At 60.6% G+C, this 17041-nt stretch carries 13 protein-coding genes; 12 read left to right on the plus strand and 1 reads right to left on the minus strand.

Annotated features, from left to right (window positions below):
• The gene (locus RKE50_RS01780) at nucleotides 1-1311 is read left to right on the plus strand and encodes a putative bifunctional diguanylate cyclase/phosphodiesterase (RefSeq protein WP_350033901.1); all 1311 of its coding nucleotides are present in this window, start codon (nucleotides 1-3) and stop codon (nucleotides 1309-1311) included.
• 24 nt (nucleotides 1312-1335) lie between these two features.
• On the opposite strand, the gene RKE50_RS01785 is transcribed toward RKE50_RS01780, so the two are convergent.
• Nucleotides 1336-2283, minus strand: coding sequence for a patatin-like phospholipase family protein (locus tag RKE50_RS01785; RefSeq protein WP_350033903.1), 948 nt, complete (start codon nucleotides 2281-2283; stop codon nucleotides 1336-1338).
• Between the two features lie 136 nt (nucleotides 2284-2419).
• Here RKE50_RS01785 and RKE50_RS01790 point away from each other — a divergent pair, with 136 nt between their 5' ends.
• From RKE50_RS01790 to RKE50_RS01840, 11 genes are all read left to right on the plus strand, one after another.
• Nucleotides 2420-3175: a tetratricopeptide repeat protein gene (locus RKE50_RS01790; protein ID WP_350033904.1), complete on the plus strand. Its 756-nt coding sequence runs from the start codon at nucleotides 2420-2422 to the stop codon at nucleotides 3173-3175.
• Nucleotides 3176-3418: 243 nt separating this feature from the next.
• Nucleotides 3419-4687: a tyrosine-type recombinase/integrase gene (locus RKE50_RS01795; RefSeq protein ID WP_350033906.1), complete on the plus strand. Its 1269-nt coding sequence runs from the start codon at nucleotides 3419-3421 to the stop codon at nucleotides 4685-4687.
• On the plus strand, nucleotides 4687-5448 hold the full coding sequence (locus tag RKE50_RS01800) for a hypothetical protein (protein WP_350033908.1): 762 nt from the start codon (nucleotides 4687-4689) through the stop codon (nucleotides 5446-5448). Before RKE50_RS01795 ends, RKE50_RS01800 begins: the two co-directional genes overlap by 1 nt.
• A 128-nt stretch (nucleotides 5449-5576) precedes the next feature.
• Entirely contained in the window at nucleotides 5577-5807 is a 231-nt protein-coding gene (locus tag RKE50_RS01805) for a helix-turn-helix transcriptional regulator (protein WP_350033910.1), read from the plus strand.
• Nucleotides 5792-6505 carry a hypothetical protein gene (locus RKE50_RS01810; protein ID WP_350033911.1) on the plus strand — a complete coding sequence of 238 codons (714 nt, stop codon included), beginning with the start codon at nucleotides 5792-5794 and terminating at the stop codon, nucleotides 6503-6505. Before RKE50_RS01805 ends, RKE50_RS01810 begins: the two co-directional genes overlap by 16 nt.
• Entirely contained in the window at nucleotides 6502-9111 is a 2610-nt protein-coding gene (locus RKE50_RS01815) for a DUF3987 domain-containing protein (protein ID WP_350033912.1), read from the plus strand. Before RKE50_RS01810 ends, RKE50_RS01815 begins: the two co-directional genes overlap by 4 nt.
• A gap of 252 nt (nucleotides 9112-9363) precedes the next feature.
• The gene (locus tag RKE50_RS01820) at nucleotides 9364-10860 is read left to right on the plus strand and encodes a type I restriction-modification system subunit M (protein ID WP_350033913.1); all 1497 of its coding nucleotides are present in this window, start codon (nucleotides 9364-9366) and stop codon (nucleotides 10858-10860) included.
• Complete coding sequence (locus tag RKE50_RS01825; protein ID WP_350033915.1) at nucleotides 10857-11345, plus strand: hypothetical protein; 489 nt, start codon at nucleotides 10857-10859, stop codon at nucleotides 11343-11345. Before RKE50_RS01820 ends, RKE50_RS01825 begins: the two co-directional genes overlap by 4 nt.
• Complete coding sequence (locus RKE50_RS01830) at nucleotides 11342-12850, plus strand: type I restriction-modification system subunit M (protein WP_350033916.1); 1509 nt, start codon at nucleotides 11342-11344, stop codon at nucleotides 12848-12850. The genes RKE50_RS01825 and RKE50_RS01830 overlap by 4 nt, the downstream gene beginning before the upstream one ends.
• Nucleotides 12843-14060 (plus strand): restriction endonuclease subunit S, encoded by a 1218-nt coding sequence (locus tag RKE50_RS01835; protein ID WP_350033918.1) that lies wholly within the window; start codon nucleotides 12843-12845, stop codon nucleotides 14058-14060. Before RKE50_RS01830 ends, RKE50_RS01835 begins: the two co-directional genes overlap by 8 nt.
• On the plus strand, nucleotides 14057-17017 hold the full coding sequence (locus RKE50_RS01840; protein WP_350033920.1) for a type I restriction endonuclease subunit R: 2961 nt from the start codon (nucleotides 14057-14059) through the stop codon (nucleotides 17015-17017). Before RKE50_RS01835 ends, RKE50_RS01840 begins: the two co-directional genes overlap by 4 nt.
• Nucleotides 17018-17041 lie beyond the last annotated feature (24 nt).

The raw sequence follows: 17041 nt of genomic DNA on the forward strand, positions 1-17041 counted from the left end.
GTGCCCGCGGTTCCAGCCATCGCGCGCGACGCCTTCCTGGACCGCCTGGGTCAGTTCGCCGCCTGGGCCGGCGGCGAGGCCCCCGATCTCGGCCTGCTCCTCGTCGACATCGCCAACCTCCGCGAGATCAACCACCGGCACGCCTTCGACATCGGCGACGCGGTCCTGGCAGAGACTGAACGGCAGCTGGCAGCACTCGCACCGGCCGAAGACACGGTCTTTCGTATCGCCTCGCACACCTTTGCGGTCATCCTGCCGACGGTCACGCAAGCGGAGCTGCTGCCGGTGGTCGTCGGCCGCATGCGCACGGCGCTCGAGGAAGCCCTGGAACTCGACGGCTACCTGACCGCTGCCGAACTCCTCATCGCCATCGCCCTGAACCGGGCCTGCCGCCTGTCGCCACTGCTCACCCTGGCCCGGGCGGAAGAACACCTGGCCGCGCTTCGCCGCGGCGACGGGCGGGAACTCAGCGAGGTGCTCGCCGACAGCCAGGCGCGTCCCGACGACCTGATCCGGCCCTTCACCGAGGCGCTGCACGACAACGACTTTCTTCTCTACTACCAGCCGAAGGTCGCCATCGGCAGCGGGCAACTGGCCGGCGCCGAGGCGCTCCTGCGCTGGCACAACCCCGAGCGCGGCTGGATATCACCGGAGGTCGCGGTGCAGATCGCCGAGGACATCCAGCGCAGCTTCGAGCTGACCAAGTGGGTGGTGCACGCCGCCGCGCGGCAGTACCGGGATTGGTCCCGGGCGGGGCGGGAGGTGCCGCTCTCGGTAAACATACCGGCGAGCCTCATCGACCGCGCGGACCTGCCCGGCATGATCAACGGCGCGCTGAAGATCTGGGACATGCCCCCGGCACGCATGACCCTGGAGATCACCGAGCAGGCCTTCATGCGTGACGCCGAGGCCGGGCTCAAGATCATGGGGCAGCTGCGGGACCTGGGCTGCCGGATTTCCATCGACGATTTCGGCACCGGCTACTCGTCCCTGGCCTACTTCCGCGACATTCCCGCCGACGAGCTCAAGGTGGATCGCTCCTTCGTGACTCGGCTGCTGCTGTCGCCGGAGGACGCGGGGCTGGTCCGCACCATCGTCGAGCTGGCGCGGATCTTCGGCATGCGGGTGGTCGCCGAGGGGCTGGAGGACGCCGACACGCTCGACTGCCTGCGGTCCATCGGCTGCGAGGTCGCCCAGGGGTTCGGCATCGCGAGGCCCTTGCCGCCCGCCGAGTTCGCTGCCTGGGCCGACCGCTGGGAGGGCAGCGACGCCCTCGCGCGACTGCCCGGCGCAGAAGCCTTCCGCAGCTGACAGCACCCGCTGGGGCGTCGCCGCTCAGGCGACCGGCGGCTGCCCGGCGGGCGGCCCCAGGGCCGAGAGCGCCCGGCTGGCCGCCTCGTAGCCGATCTCGGCGAGCTCCTCGGCCCGGTCGAACTCGAAGAAGCCGCAGGCACCGCGAGGGATCTCGACGGTCACCGTCGGCGCGTAGGTGGCGAGCTTCATGCGCGCGATCTGCCCCTGCATGGTGTCGAAGGACTTCGACAGCAGTTCCATCGCCGTGGGGTGGGCCTCCGCCGGCTCGCTGTCGCCGAACTGGTCGCGGAAGAACTGGGCGATGCGCTCGCGGTAGCTGTCCACTTCCGCCGTCGCCGCTTCTTTCTCGGTTTCCCCCGCGCCTTCGCCGCCGGCCGGTGCCGGCCGCGCCGCGGCCTTGCGACGACGGCGTCCACCGAGGGCATTGAGGTTGACCGCGATGGTGGCGTCGGTGGTGTCGGTCAGCGTGGGCGCGATGGGAATGGGGTTTACCAGGCCGCCGTCGACCAGCACCCGCCCCTCCTGGGTGACGGGCGTGAAGACCCCGGGCACTGCACTGGACGCGCGGATGGCGCGGAACAGCTCGCCGCGGTTGAGCCACACCTCCCGCTGGGCGTTGATGTCCGTGGCCACGGCGACGAAGCCGCGGTCGAGGTCCTCGATGTGGCGCTCGCCGAGCAGCTCCCGCAGCACGTCGAAGACCCGCTCGCCCTTGAACAGGGAGCGGCGCGAAAAGGAGATGTCGAGCAGGCGCACCACGTCGCGCCGCTCCAGGTGGAAGGCCCAATCGCTGTAGGTATCGAGCGCGCCCGCGGCGTAAACGCCGCCGATCAGCGCCCCCATGGAGGTGCCGGCGATGTTGCTGATCGCATAACCCCGCTCGAGCACCGCGCGGACCACCCCGATGTGGGCGTGGCCCCGGGCGCCGCCGCTGCCGAGCACGAGGCTGACGCTGCGGACTTCGTTCACGGCATCTCCTCGTCTCTCAACGCCGGGCAGCCAGTATCGGCATGGCGCCTCGCGCCGGCAAGGGCCTGCGGCAGCTGCAGGGCATCGCGTATACTCCGCCCGAGTCACCGAATGGCCCCGCGGCCCGGAGCAGCGCATGGCACCCCGCATCTACGTCACCAAGGAAGCCCTGAAGGCCGCCGAGAACGCGGCCCGGCGTGGCGACATCGAGCAGGCGAAGCGCCGCTATCACCAGATCCTCGCCCGCGAGCCGGGACACAAGAAGGCGCGCAAGGCCCTGAAGGCCCTGCAGGGTGATCTCCGGGGGCAGCGGGCACCGCTCAGCAGCGCCGATTTCCAGCGCCTGGAGTCCCTGCGCAAGAGCAACCCGGCGGCGGCGCGCAGCGAGGTGGCGCACCTGTGCCGGCTGCACCCGGAGCAACCTTCCCTGCACAACCTGCACGGCGTGCTGCTCGCCGGCAAGGGCGACCTCGCCGCGGCCTGCCTCGCCTACCGGCGCGCCCTGACCCTCGAGCCGGCCTACACGGATGCGCTCAGCAACCTTGCCATCGCCCTGGCGGAGCTCGGTGACCTGGAGGATGCCCTGCGCTGCTTCGAGGCGCTGCTCGGCCGCATCGACGACGACCCCGTGCTGCATTTCAATCACGGCAACGTACTGCTGCGCCACGGTCGGCCCGCCGAAGCAGCCCGGGCCTACGGGCACGCGATCCGCCTGCGCCCCCTTTACGTCGAGGCGCACAACAACCTGGGCAACGCGCTGCGGGCGCTGGGCAAGCCCGCCGGCGCCCGGGGCAGCTACGAGCGTGCGCTGGCCATCGACCCGGGGTTCAAGGACGCGGCGAGAAACCTGGCGCGCCTGGCAAAAGCGAGCGAGACACCGGCAGAAAAGTAGAGGGCGGGACGGAAGTTTTCGGCTGAAATGGTCGGTGTGGCAGGATTTGAACCTGCGACCCCTTCCTCCCGAAGAAGACTTTCACGCCTCTCATACCATTTCAAACCATAACATCCCAACTTCATATCTATCTGTTTTAATTGATTTTTTTGACAAGCATCGGCGGTCAGGTCTAACATTTCATTTCATTCCAACTCACGGGCAATTCCACCTGGAAGTCCACCTGGAGCGAGGTGCAGCTCAATGGCTCAAAGGTCGCCGGTTAGGACAGAGCTTCAACTAGACCGGCTGCGTCCTCGGAATGCACCGTTTGACGTACCGGTCGCTATCGCGCCGGGCATGATCGTGCGTGTGTCGCCTCATGGGAAAAAGTCTTTTCGATGGGATCGCGGGCGAGGCCACAAGCCCAGGATCATTACTTACGGTCACTATCCGAGCATGGGTCTCGAAGAGGCCGCCAGAGAACACCGTAGGGCCAAGCAGCGGCATGAAGATGGCGTCAGCATAGTCAGCGGCGCGACGCCGACGACGGTGCGCGAGCTCGGCGAGGCGTTCTACAACGAACGCATCAAACCTCACAGGCGCCGCCCGGAAAATGTCCGCCGCACGCTCGATAACGACATCCTCCCCCGGCTGGGCAGGCTAAAGTTGCGAAGCGTCACAGCTCCTGCCGTGCGCTCCCTGATCCGAGATGTCATCGACCGGGACGCGCCGGCGCAGGCTGGAAAGGTCCTGGCCCACACAAAGCAAATGTTCAACTACGGTGTATCGATAGGTGCGATGGAGGCAAACCCAGCCCAGACGCTGACCTTGAGCTTGTTTGGCGTATCGGAAACTGTCCGTGATCGAATCCTGAACGACTCCGAGATCAGGCAGTTGCACGAGGCGCTGGACAAGCACAAGCGACTCTCCTTGCAGATCAAGATTGCGCTCAAGTTGTTACTTCTCACCGGGTTAAGGAGCGGCGAGCTACGGCAGGCTAGATGGGAGGACTACGACGCCGAGGCGGCCACGCTGATGATCCCCGTCGAGCACCAGAAGCTCTCTCCGAAGCAGGCGAAGAAAGCGAAGCCGTTCGTATGTACCCTGCCCCGCCAGGCCATTGGCTTGATAAAGGAACTCGAGGGGCTAGATCCGGTTTGGCTGTTCCCCGGCAAACTAAGGTCGGAGGCTGAGACGAGTCAGCCGCTCTCGGACAAAGCACTAGGGCGGGCGGTACGCCGGCTCGTTACGAAGCCTGACCCGAAACGCGAGCCTGTGCTGCCTATCCCCTCGTTCTCGCCCCACGACCTGCGGCGCACGCTGCGATCGGGACTAAGCCGGCTCAAGGTCGCACCACACATCGCAGAGCGCTGCCTCAATCACAGTCTGGGCGGCATCATCGATGTCTACGATCACCATGACTACTTCGAGGAGCGCAAGTTCGCACTGCAGCAATGGGCAAACCACGTTGACGCCATTCTTCAGGTTGGCGCGGGAAATGTATGTCAGTTCCGACGGGGAGCAGCATAGTGGCGAAGACGAAAATACGCGCCAAAAACGGACGACCAGCGGCCAGGGCTCGCAGGCCTTCGCACTCAGGGCGCACCGTCATTACAATTGCCGGATGGGATGATCAGCTGGCCCCTGAAAATCCGGAACACTCCCCGCCTACTTCTTTCATTGGCGACGAAATCTCCGAAGAAGATGCCGCCTTAGTAATCAGGTCGACCAATTCAGCTGGTCAACAGGTTCTTTGTGAGAGCAAGCTTGATCAAGTGCGAGAGTGTTTGATGCGACTAAGCTGCGAGGTCCGGCGCATGCAGGAGGTGGAGGCCCACGATCATACAGTTACCAGCAACCCTGGCGCTCAGCGCGAATATTTTGACGATTTGCTCGATTCCGCCGCGACTATCAAGGAAATCCTCACTGAGATGGGCGACGCATCGCAAGCGAAGCTCTACGAACACGGCGCTTTCCGAACATATCAGGGGGACCGCGACGCAAAAGCCTTACCGCATCTACTTGAGCGTATAGAACAACTCGAGTTAGCGGCCAAATCGGCGCGAGCAGAGCTTGCGGGACAACGACCAAGAAAAAACCATGTACGCGACTGGGCAATTCTTGAGCTAGCTGCCATCTACCGGGAGCTCGGCGGGCGCTTGAAGAGAGTGCAGTCGCAAACTGAGCATCCATTTGAGCGATTCGCTCGAGTGGCTATGCCATTGATTGGACTGCAAGAAGTAGGCAAAAACCCGATCAGAGAAGTCGTCAACAACGCGATCGACAAGTAAGAGAGCACGCTACGTTTAGTCAAGAGGGGGTTACTGCTTGGAAAAATCGGTGATCGCCCCCTCTGCTCTAATTTTCGAACACTCCTTAGCATGAACGACGTCACCCAACACAACGAGGGACGTCGGGCATGCACATTGATCAATCTCGAATCTACCGCACACGCGACCTACTCGCGCGGTACGGCATCACTTCCGCGACTCTGTGGCGCTGGCGACGGTCGGGGAGGATCCCGGAACCGTTCAAGCTGAACGACCAGAACTACTGGCGCCCTGAGCAGGTTGCCGAGGCAGACCGCCAGATCCTAGGTGACGACCTGGATATGGTGAAAAAGGAGGTCGCGCCATGCGGAATCAGCTGAATGGCAACCTCTCAATCACCGACCTACCGGGCATGGAACGTAGCGCTCTCGCTACATTCCCTCCGGAAGCACAGCCGCTGCTCTTCGCCGAAGTCATGTCTAGAAGCCAGCAAGCAGTCGCAGCAGAAGGATGGAGCACGCTGGGCTCTACACGCAGAACCGCGGCGCTCCATGAAGCATCTCATGCCGTGGTGTGGCAGATCACTACCTGCGACCGCTTGCCGCCTCCAGCAGAAGTGGTAATCCACGAGGAGAAATCGCCGCCTGAGGAGGTAGGCGAGACCTGGCTCGGCTACATAACGCCGAAACTAGGAAACTACTTAGGACAGTATGCTGATCCTCGAGATCATCCAATGCTGTATGCGCTCGGGATGCGACATATCTCTGGACTAGTTGGTGAACATCTATTCAACCCTGCCGACGCTCGCAGGGCTTCATCCTTAGACGAGGTAGTAGCGGCACAGGTCGTTGCGCTCAACATCGCGCTGCACTCGGGTCTCGACGTAGAAACGGCTTACGCACAGATCACCTCACGGACGGCAACCCTGCTGCGTGCAAATGAAAAGGTGGTACTGGCTATCGCTGACCGGCTCGAACAGAAGCTCTTGCTCGACGAATCCGAGCTCCAGAAGCTGCTGCGCAGGGTAAAGCGACCGGCGGGAATTCAACCCAGGCTCGCAAAAGGAGCAATTTTATGACGCGCTCCTCAACCGCTGACGTCCGGCTCAGCACGGCCAGCAATAGCCGTCGACCAGTTAGTGGCAGTGGGGCTGGAATCGATGCGAACGAGATCTCGTTTCCCGAATTTCTGCGAGGCAAAGACAGATGGCTGGTATGCAAGGTTGCATCCGATGCCGGCTCGGCGAAACTCCGAAAAATACCCTGCACTATCAGGGCCTACACCACGACGCGACGCGGAAGAAAAGTAGAGCTCGAGGCAGGGACGGCAGCAGACCCGCTCGATCCGCGAAGCTATGGCAGCTTTGCCCAGGCAATGTCCTTGCTTGGACAGCGAAAAGGCCGACTGCTTGGCTACGTACTTACCGAAGCGGATGGCATCACTGTCATCGACATGGACGACGTGTTGGAGCCCTCCTCGACCAACGATGACCTGGTCTTTTACTCCCCAGCGGCTCGGAGAATCGTACAAAGCGCACTGCGGGAAGGAGCATTTGTGCAGCGATCTGTGTCCGGCGCCGGGCTACATATCTTCGTCAGAGGATCCTCCACGCCGGTCCAAAGACTTGTTCTCGAGGATGGCGGAGGAATCATTGAAGTATTCAACTCAAAGCGATTCATCGCGATGACGGGGGAACGAATCCCGGGATCTGGCGAGGAACTGGCTTGCGGTCGCAATCTGTTGCGGCCGGTCGCAGAAGCGGGAAGCCCCTCAGTCTTGGGCTCTGAGTCAGCATTCAATCTGGCGTCGGTGAGCGACTACCCCTGGATTCACGAGCTTGCGAACACGCAGGAGGCTGATAACTGGTTCGCCTACCCGGAAGTGGACGCGATCGATTTCCTCGTTAACGACAACGTTGTTGAACACTTCCGCACTTGCCTCGAGGACTTGACTGATACTCAGCTAGCCAACGAGGGGTTCTATAAAAGGCTCACCCGATGCACTGCCGAACTTCGGAAACGCTGCTACTCGGACGGCCAGCGTGAGGCGATAGAGGCACTTTGGGAAGCACGGTGCCAGCGGGCACCTGGTTATGACAAGACTGGTAACGAAGCTGACCTCGCCCGGTTCGATGGCGAGGCAAATCAGGGCACCAACAAGATCGGGCCACGCTGGCTCTCCCGTGAGGTAGGTCGAGAAGATGAGCTCAACCGGTTAATCGGTGCACCGATGCAAAGCGCTTCAGGACCTCCAGCGACGTCTTTTATCGAGATTACACCTAAGCAGAAGTACCCTGTGTCTGACCTTGGAGCCCGTCTCGGCTCAGCAGCAGCCAGTCTTGCGCGAGATGTACAGGCGCCATTGGCGATGGCGGCGCATTCGATACTTTCATACGCGAGCTTCTGCGCCCAGTCTGTATGTAACGTCGAGCTTGATGGGCGCATCATACCGGTCTCACTCTTCCTTGCTACGGTAGCGGAATCGGGCGACCGCAAGAGCGCATGCGACAAGGTTGCCGGCAGGCCGCTGCTCGAGTTCCGACAGCAGCAAATCCACGACCACGCCGCTGACCTGAAGGCCTACCGAGACGAAAAAGCCCTCATCGAGTCAAACAGAAAGAAGGCTCTCGCCTCGAAATCCGGGGAGGAAAACTGCCGATCTCAGCTTGAGCATCTGCAAGAACCTGATATGCCGCGGGACCCCCAGCTGATCGTGCAAGAGCCCACCCTCGAGGGCTTGCAGAGGGCGTTCCACCTTGGTCCACCAAGCCAGATACTCAATAACGACGAAGGGGCGCAGTTTTTCGGCGGCCACGCCATGCAACCAGAGCAGCGCGGCAAGACGATAGCAGGTCTGAGCAAGTTCTGGGACGGCGGACCCATTGCTCGCACGCGAGCCGCTAAAGGGGAGTCGATGATGCTTTTCAACCGGCGGTTGACAGTGCATCTACAAATGCAGCCAATCATCGCGGAAGAGGTCTTGAGTGATGCCCTCATGCAGCAGCAAGGAATTCTGGCCCGGTTTCTTATCGCCGATTGCGCCAGCCTGGCCGGAACGCGCTTCTACCATGGCAAGGATGCCCACGCCTCTGACGCTATGCAAGAATTTCACCGTCGCATCAAGGAACTACTCGAACATGAGCCTGCGCTGGACGCTGGGCACGGCCTTCAACTGCCATCGAAGACCCTCACAAAGAAGGCGCGAGAATGCTGGATCGAGCACTACGACGCTGTGGAGCGAGAGCTCGGGCCGTCAGGCAGGTACGAACCAATCAGACCCTTCGCATCTAAGGCCGGCGAGAACGCGCTGCGCTTAGCCGGTGTAATCTCGTTGCTCGAATCCTCCGCAAAGCCAAACAAAGCTGCGATCGAGCGAATCACAGAACACCAGATTGAGCGCGCGTGGCGCCTGATGCACTACTATCTCGAGACTACGCTTCGACGTGCGCTGCTTAATGAGCAAAGCAAGACTCGCAGGCAAGCTGCTGAGATTCTTAGCTGGCTGGAGGAGAACGACGGCCGCGCGAAGATTGACGACATACAGCGACTAATCCCCAAACGCGAACTGCGCAAATCGGTAAGCCACCTCAGATCTCTTCTAGCTATTCTGGAGGAATCAGGACATGTGCGCGTTGTCGAGTGCAACACAAATGGTGACGCGAGTGCGTGGGAGGTCTGTAGCTGAGGCAGTCCTTTGCACATGCGGGTTGTGCGGATTGTGCGGATTGTGCGGATTGTGAATACTGAATCTGCAGAGAGACGGGGAGGCCAACGAGATTTGAGGGTGCTTCACCTGACCTGAATCCGCACTTTCCGCACAATCCGCACGCTTCAGTGAGACACGCTGCTGCGTCATGCTCGTCATACGCGGGAGGAGTAGCGAGAAACCTGAGCACGCAGCTATGATGACCATCGAGCTACCGTACACTTCCCAAAAATGCCCGAACCCAACTCCCTAAAATCTGCCCTGTGGGATGCAGCCAACACGCTGCGGGGGTCAGCCGTAGACCGCACCGACTGGAAGGGCTACATCCTGCCCCTGCTCTTCTTCAAGCGAATATCTGACGTCTGGGACGAAGAGACTGCAGACGCGCGGGAGATCTACGGTGAAGCTGACCCTTCACTGTTCCCTGAGGTCCACCGCTTTAACGTTCCTGACGGATGTCATTGGCGCGATGTGAGGGAAACTGCGGCAAATGTCGGTGCGGCGCTTCATCGGGCAATGCAGGAAATCGAGCGAGCCAACCCGGACACGCTCTTTCGTGTTTTTGGGACAGCCGACTGGGGGAATAAGGAAAAGTTCTCAGACGAACTTCTCAAGGACCTTATCGAGGATTTCTCGGACATAGGGCTCGGCAACAAGGCAGTGAGTACGGATGTCCTCGGCGACGCGTACGAGTACCTGATCGGCAAGTTCGCCGACGTAACCCGCCGCAACAAGGCCGGCGAGTTCTATACCCCGCGCAGCGTTGTGCGGATGATGGTCGAGATCCTCGACCCCCAGGAAGGCGAGAGCATCTATGACCCCGCCTGCGGTACCGGGGGCATGCTGCTGGGCGCAATCGAGCACGTGATGCGCAAGGGGGGCGACCCGCGGACTTTTTTCGGCAAAATCTATGGCCAGGAGAAGAACCTCACCACCTCTGCTATTGCCCGGATGAACCTCGTGCTACACGGGATCGAGGACTTCCAGATCGCTCGCGAAGACACGCTCCGGAATCCCGCTTTCACGGATTCAAGCACGAGTGGGATCGCCACTTTTGACTGTGTGATCGCGAACCCGCCGTTCTCGCTGAAGGAGTGGGGGCGCGAGCTCTGGGAGGCCGACCCTTGGGGTCGTGCCCAGTACGGCGTCCCGCCCGAAAGCTATGGCGATTACGCCTTCGTCCAGCACATGATCTCGTCCATGGCACCCGCAGGTAACAGCCGAATGGCTGTCGTCCTGCCGCAGGGCGCCCTGTTCCGGAAGTCGGCCGAGGGGGCCATCCGCCAGGCGCTGCTCGAGAAAGATATGATCGAGGCCGTCATCGGCCTGGCACCGAATCTCTTCTACGGCACCCAGCTAGCGGGTTGCGTAGTAGTGCTACGGCGCAAGAAGCCGGCAGAAAGTAGGAACAAAGTGCTGATCATCGACGCGTCGAGCCTCTCCCGCAAAGGCCGCGCGCAAAACTTCCTCGACCAGGAGCACCGCGACCAGATCGTCGCCTGGTACCGCGCCTTCAAGGATGTCGATGATCGTACCAAGGTCGCAACCATCGACGAGATCAAGAAGGAAGGATGGACGCTCAACATCTCCCGCTACGTGCTCCCGCCCATCGGCGAAGATGTTCCACCCCTGCCTGAGGCCATTGATGCCTTCAAAAACGCTCTCGCAGACGCGCGTGCGGCCGAGGATCACCTGCGCAAGGTGCTGAATGACAGGGGTTGGCTATGATCTGGAACGTTGGTTACGGGTCAGACAATCGAGAGACTTTCATCCGAAAGCACTCTGAAGTAGATCATTGTGGAGCGGTGGTTTTGGCCGCGATGCATTTCGAGTGGACCCTCAAGCGCGTCGTACTGAAGCTCGGAAAATCCCCCACCAAGCCGCTGCGAAAAGAGTTAGAAAGAGTGTTCTCGTTCAGCAAGAAGCGGCGCGGTAAGAACTACTTTGATATTTGGAAGCGAGAGGTGGAACCCAGCTATAGAAGAGCTGCACTAGGCACAGTTGTGGGAAATTTCGCGACGCTCGATAACAAAGCCATATCTGCTCGGGGAAAGGTTGTGCATGGAAATGGAACGATCTCCCGAAAAGAGGCTCTCGAGGGCATAAGCCTGTTTCTTAAGGCTAGCGGAAAGCTTAGGAAATTTGCAGAAGCGCAGGGTATGCCTGTTGATGAACGCCTAGCACCCAGACCTGTACCAAAGACTCCCAAATGACTGCATACCTCTCCCAACGCGAGCTCGAAAGTTATCTCTGGGATGCTGCTACGTTGCTCCGCGGCCTCGTCGATGCCAGCGACTACAAGCAGTACATTTTCCCGCTGATGTTCTTCAAACGCCTATCTGACGTCTGGGACGAGGATTACCGGGAGGCGCTCGACGAGACAGGCGATGAAGGCTATGCGACCGCCACGGCGAACGACCGTTTCGTCATCCCCGAAGGCGCACACTGGACCGACGTGCGGGGCGCACCGAAGGATGTTGGGCGAGCGTTGCTTTCGGCCTTCCTCGCCATCGAGACGGCCAACCCGAAGCGGCTGCAGGGGGTCTTCGGCAACGCGCCCTGGACCGACAAGGGCCAGATGCCCGACGCCACGCTCAAGAACCTGATCGAGCACTTCTCGAAGCACGATCTCACGCTCGCCGCCGTGCCCGAGGACGAGCTCGGCAACGGCTACGAATACCTCATCAAGAAGTTCGCCGACGACAGCGGCCACACCGCGCAGGAGTTCTACACCAACCGCACGCTGGTCCACCTCATGGCGCAGATGCTTGAGCCGAAATCGGGCGAGAGCATTTACGACCCGACCTGCGGTACTGGCGGGATGCTGATCTCGTGCTTGGCCGAGGTAAAGCGGCGCGGCGGCGAGACGCGCACCATGGGCCTTTACGGGCAGGAGCTGATCACCATCACCGCCGCCATCGCCCGGATGAACCTCGTCATCCACGGCGTGTCGGACTTCCAGATCTCCAGTGGCAACACGCTGGCTGATCCTGCTTTTATCGAAGGCGACGAACTGCGCACGTTCGACGTGGTCCTCGCCAATCCGCCGTATTCGATCAAGAAGTGGAACCGCGTCGCGTGGGAGAAGGATGTCTGGGGACGCAACTTCCTTGGCACCCCGCCGCAGGGGCGCGCGGACTACGCGTTCTTTCAGCACATCCTGCAAAGCATGGACTCCGAGACCGGGCGCTGCGCGATCCTGTTCCCGCATGGCGTACTGTTCCGCAACGAAGAGGCCGAGATGCGGCGCAAGCTGATCGAGGCCGATCTGGTGGAATGCGTTCTCGGGCTCGGGCCGGGGCTGTTCTACAACTCGCCCATGGAAGCCTGCGTGATAGTCTGCCGCAGCCGCAAGCCGGCCGAGCGGCATAGACGCATCCTGTTCATCGACGCCGTGGCCGAGGTCGCGCGCGAGCAGGCGCAGAGCTTCCTGCGCGATGCGCATCAGGCGCGCATCCTGATGGCCTATCACGCGTTCGACGACGCGCCCGGCTTCGCAGCCGTGGTCAGCACGGCCGAAGTGCTGGCGGCAGAGGGGAACCTGTCTATCGCCCGCCATGTGAAAAAGCAGAGGCCCGCGGTGGCGGCGGAGGATGCCGTGACGCTCCCGGCGGCCTGGCGTGCCTTCGATGCAGAGGCGCACGAGTTCTGGACGGGCATGGATGCGCTGGTCGACATGCTGGACGGGATCGCACCGGCGGAGGATGCCGATGCTTGAACAGGTGATTTCTGACAAGGCCGGATGGACGCGTGTCGCGTTCGGCGATGTGGTGCGACTGTCCAAGAAACGGGCAAAGAACCCGGAAGCCGAGGGTTATAAATGCGTCGTGGGGCTGGAGCATATCGATTCCGGCGATGTGCGCATTCGCCGCTGGGCCGACATCGCGGACGGGACGACCTTCACGTCGGTTTTCAAGCCCGGACAGGTCCTTTTCGGCAAGCGGCGCGCATACCAGCGCAAGGTGGCTGTCGCGGATTTCGCGGGCGTCTGCTCGGGCGACATTTACGTGCTCGAGCCATCGGGCGATGCGCTTATGCCAGAGCTGCTCCCATTCATCTGCCAGACAGATGCATTCTTCGATCATGCTGTCGGAACCTCTGCGGGCTCCCTGTCACCGCGAACGAATTGGAAGAGCCTCGCCAGCTTTGAATTCCTGCTGCCCCCGGTCAAGGAGCAGGTGCGGCTGGTGGAGGTTCTTAGCGCACTGCAATACTACGAGGAATCTCTTAGAGCCGCTGTATCTAAGGCGACAAAGTTGGAAGAAAGCCTTTTCGGGTTTAGGCTCTTTGTTCAGAAAACAGACTCACGATTGGTTTCGGGCAATCAATTCGAACGCTTACGTTCGAACTTTTCTATGGATCGAGTTTCTGAAATCGCTGATGTTGCCTACGGCATTTCCGCAGCCGTGTCGGGGAACACCTCACCAGAGATTGGATGGCCCATCATTACAGGTGCAAATATCACTCTTGATGGCAGGCTCGACTTTGGAAAACTCGTCTACCATCCAGAGCCGACAAAAGAGAGTTTCATGCTCAGCAAGGGCGATATTCTTCTCAATTGGAGATCGGGGAGCGCTGCACATGTTGGAAAGGCAGCCATTTTTTCCGAAGAGGGCAATTGGACATACGCGAGCTTCATTCTTCGCATTAGAGTAAATGAGCAGCAGAATACTCAATATCTGTGGCGTCTTTTGAACTTTATGCGAAAAAGAAAACTCTTTGGGGCGGCCACATCTCAACAGATCAATTTCAAGATGAACGCAGCATACTTCAGGGATGTTTTGGTGCCGGTGACGAGCAAGCCAGCTCAGGATGAGATCGTAACAGAACTTCAAAGTGTCTGGCGTCAAATCTCTAATGCAAGGAATCGTATCGCGGAAGTCCGGAAGCTCCGAAGGATCATCATTGAAGAAATAGGCGTCGAGTGACATTCAACGAAGGCAACACCGTCGAAGCCTTTATCCGGGACCGCCTCGCAGGCAGCACCGGTCCATCCACCGTCGCGCCCGGTCTCGCCCGGCAGGGCGGCACGATCTCCGGCCTCGGCTGGCATTTCGTCGGCCCCACTGACCTGCCACGCCAGTCGCAGGAGGCGATGGTCGAGCCCTATCTGCGCGACGCCCTGATCCGCCTGAACCCCGACATCGCCGCCAATCCGTCCCGCGTGGACGACGTTCTCTACCGCCTGCGCGCCATCGTCATGGGCGCGCGCTCGGACGGGCTGGTGAAAGCCAACGAGGAATTCGCCGCCTGGATGCTCGGCGAACGCTCCATGCCCTTCGGCGCGGACGGGCAGCATGTCACAATCCGACTGATCGACTTTGACGACATCGAGCAGAACAGCTTCGTCGTCACCCAGCAGTTCACCTTCCGCGCCGGTAAGACCGAAAAGCGCGCCGATCTGGTGCTGCTGGTCAATGGCCTACCGCTCGTACTGATCGAGGCCAAGACGCCGGTCCGCTCCAGCCAGAGCTGGCTCGACGCCGCGCTCCAGGTCCATGACGACTACGAGCAGAACGTGCCGGAGCTGTTCGTGCCGAACGTCTTCTCGATCGCCACCGAGGGGAAGGAATACCGCTACGGTTCCGTCCGGATGCCCATCGATCTCTGGGGCCCGTGGCGGACGGACGCCAATGGCCCGCAGTCGATGGGCGAGGTCGAGAAGTCCGTCAACGCGATGCTGCGGCCGGCGATGGTGCTGGACCTGCTCGCCAATTTCACAGCCTTCGCCACGCAGAAGGGCAAACAGCGTATCAAGATCATCGCCCGTTACCAGCAGGTCGACGGCGTCAACAAGATCGTAGAGCGCGTCGTCGCCGGCCAGGTGCGCAAGGGGCTGATCTGGCACTTCCAGGGCTCAGGGAAGTCGCTCCTGATGCTGTTTGCCGCACGCAAGCTGCGCCTGCACCCGGCGCTGAGGAATCCAACCGTACTGGTTGTGGTGGACCGCATCGACCTCGACAGCCAGATTGCCGGCACCTTCTATGCCGCCGACATGCCGAACATGGTCCGCAGCGAGAGCCGGAATGAGCTCAAGGAGCTGTTAGAGAAGGATGCTCGCAAGGTCGTTATTACGACCATTCACAAATTCGGGGAGGCCTATGGCGTCCTGAATACCCGAGACAACATCATCGTCATGGTCGACGAGGCGCACCGGACGCAGGAGGGCGACCTGGGCCGCAAGATGCGCGAAGCGCTCCCCAATGCATTCCTCTTCGGCCTGACCGGGACACCTATCAACCGCGCCGACAAGAACACCTTTTACGCTTTCGGTGCCGAGGTCGACGAGAACGGCTACATGAGCAGATACGGGCTCAACGACTCGATCCGAGACGGGGCGACCAAGGAGCTCCATTTCGAGCCGCGGTTGGTCGACTTGCATATCGATCAGGAAGCGATCGAGGAAGCCTATGCCGAGCTGACCGAAGGCCTCACCGACGAGGACAAGGACAAACTCGGTCGCGCCGCTGCGAAGATGGCGATTCTCGTGAAGGCCCCAGAGCGAATCAGCGCCATCTGCGCGGATATCGCTGAGCACTTTCAGTCGAAAGTCCAGCCGAACGGTTTCGGTGCGCAGGTCGTCACCTTCGACCGCGCGAGCTGCCTTCTCTACAAGCAGGAGCTCGACAGGAATCTACCACCGGAAACATCTGACATCGTCATGTCGGTGAACAGTGGTGAGACGGAGTATGCACCCTACAGTCGCGACCGGGATGCCGAAGAGAAGCTGCTTGACCGCTTTCGCGACCCCAAGGACCCGCTAAAGATCATCATCGTTACATCAAAGCTGCTGACAGGCTTCGATGCTCCCATCCTGCAGACGATGTACCTCGACAAGCCTCTGCGTGATCACACACTGCTGCAGGCCATATGCAGGACGAATCGACCCTATGGCGAGCAAAAGACGCACGGCCTCATCGTGGACTACCTGGGAAGCTTCGACGATGTGGCACAAGCGCTGCAGTTTGACGAGAAAGGTGTGCAAAAGGCGGTTTCGAATATCGCGGAGTTGGCGGGCATGCTGCCTTCCGCCCTCCAGAAATGCCTTGAGTACTTCGCCGGAGTGGACCGAACGCTAACCGGGTACGAGGGCCTTATTGCGGCGCAGGACTGTCTGCCAACCAACGAGCTCAGAGACGCCTTTGCATCAGACTTCAGCATTCTCAGCCGCATCTGGGAAGCGCTTTCTCCGGATCCGCTACTGACGCCCCACGAAGCTGACTACCGATGGCTGGCACAGGTCTACGAGTCCCTAAAGCCATCAACCGGCACCGGCAAGCTACTGTGGCATCGACTGGGAGCCAAGACCATTGAGCTGATCCACGCCAACGTTCACGTCGACGCAGTGCGCGATGACCTGGATACGCTGGTAATGGACGCGGAGCTGCTTGAGGCCGTGCTCGGCAACCCAGACCCGGAAAAGAAGGCAAAGGAGATCGCCGTCAAGCTGACGGGCCGCCTCCGCAAGCATTCGGCAAACCCGAACTACAAAGCGCTCGCGGAGCGTTTGGAGGACCTAAAAGAGCGGCACCAACAAGGCTTGCTCCATAGCATCGACTTCCTGAAAGAGCTGCTTGCGCTAGCCAAAGACGTGGTCAAGATGGAGCGAGAGACGCCTGTCGATGAGGATATCGACCGGGGCAAAGCCGCACTAACCGAGCTTTTCGAAGAAGCACAGAATGGGGACACTCCCGTGATGGTCCGGCGAATCGTCGACGACATTGACGAGATTGTGCGCGCTGTGCGGTTCGATGGGTGGCAAGCTACGCATGCCGGTGAGCGCGAAGTGAAACAGGCGCTTCGGCAGACACTGTTCAAATACAAGCTACATCAGGACTCAGAGCTATTCGACCGGGCGTATAAGTACATCAGGGAATATTACTAGTTTCATATAGCGGGGGCTTACTGA

Source organism: Pseudohaliea sp. (assembly GCF_040217025.1).
GTDB lineage: Bacteria > Pseudomonadota > Gammaproteobacteria > Pseudomonadales > Halieaceae > Pseudohaliea.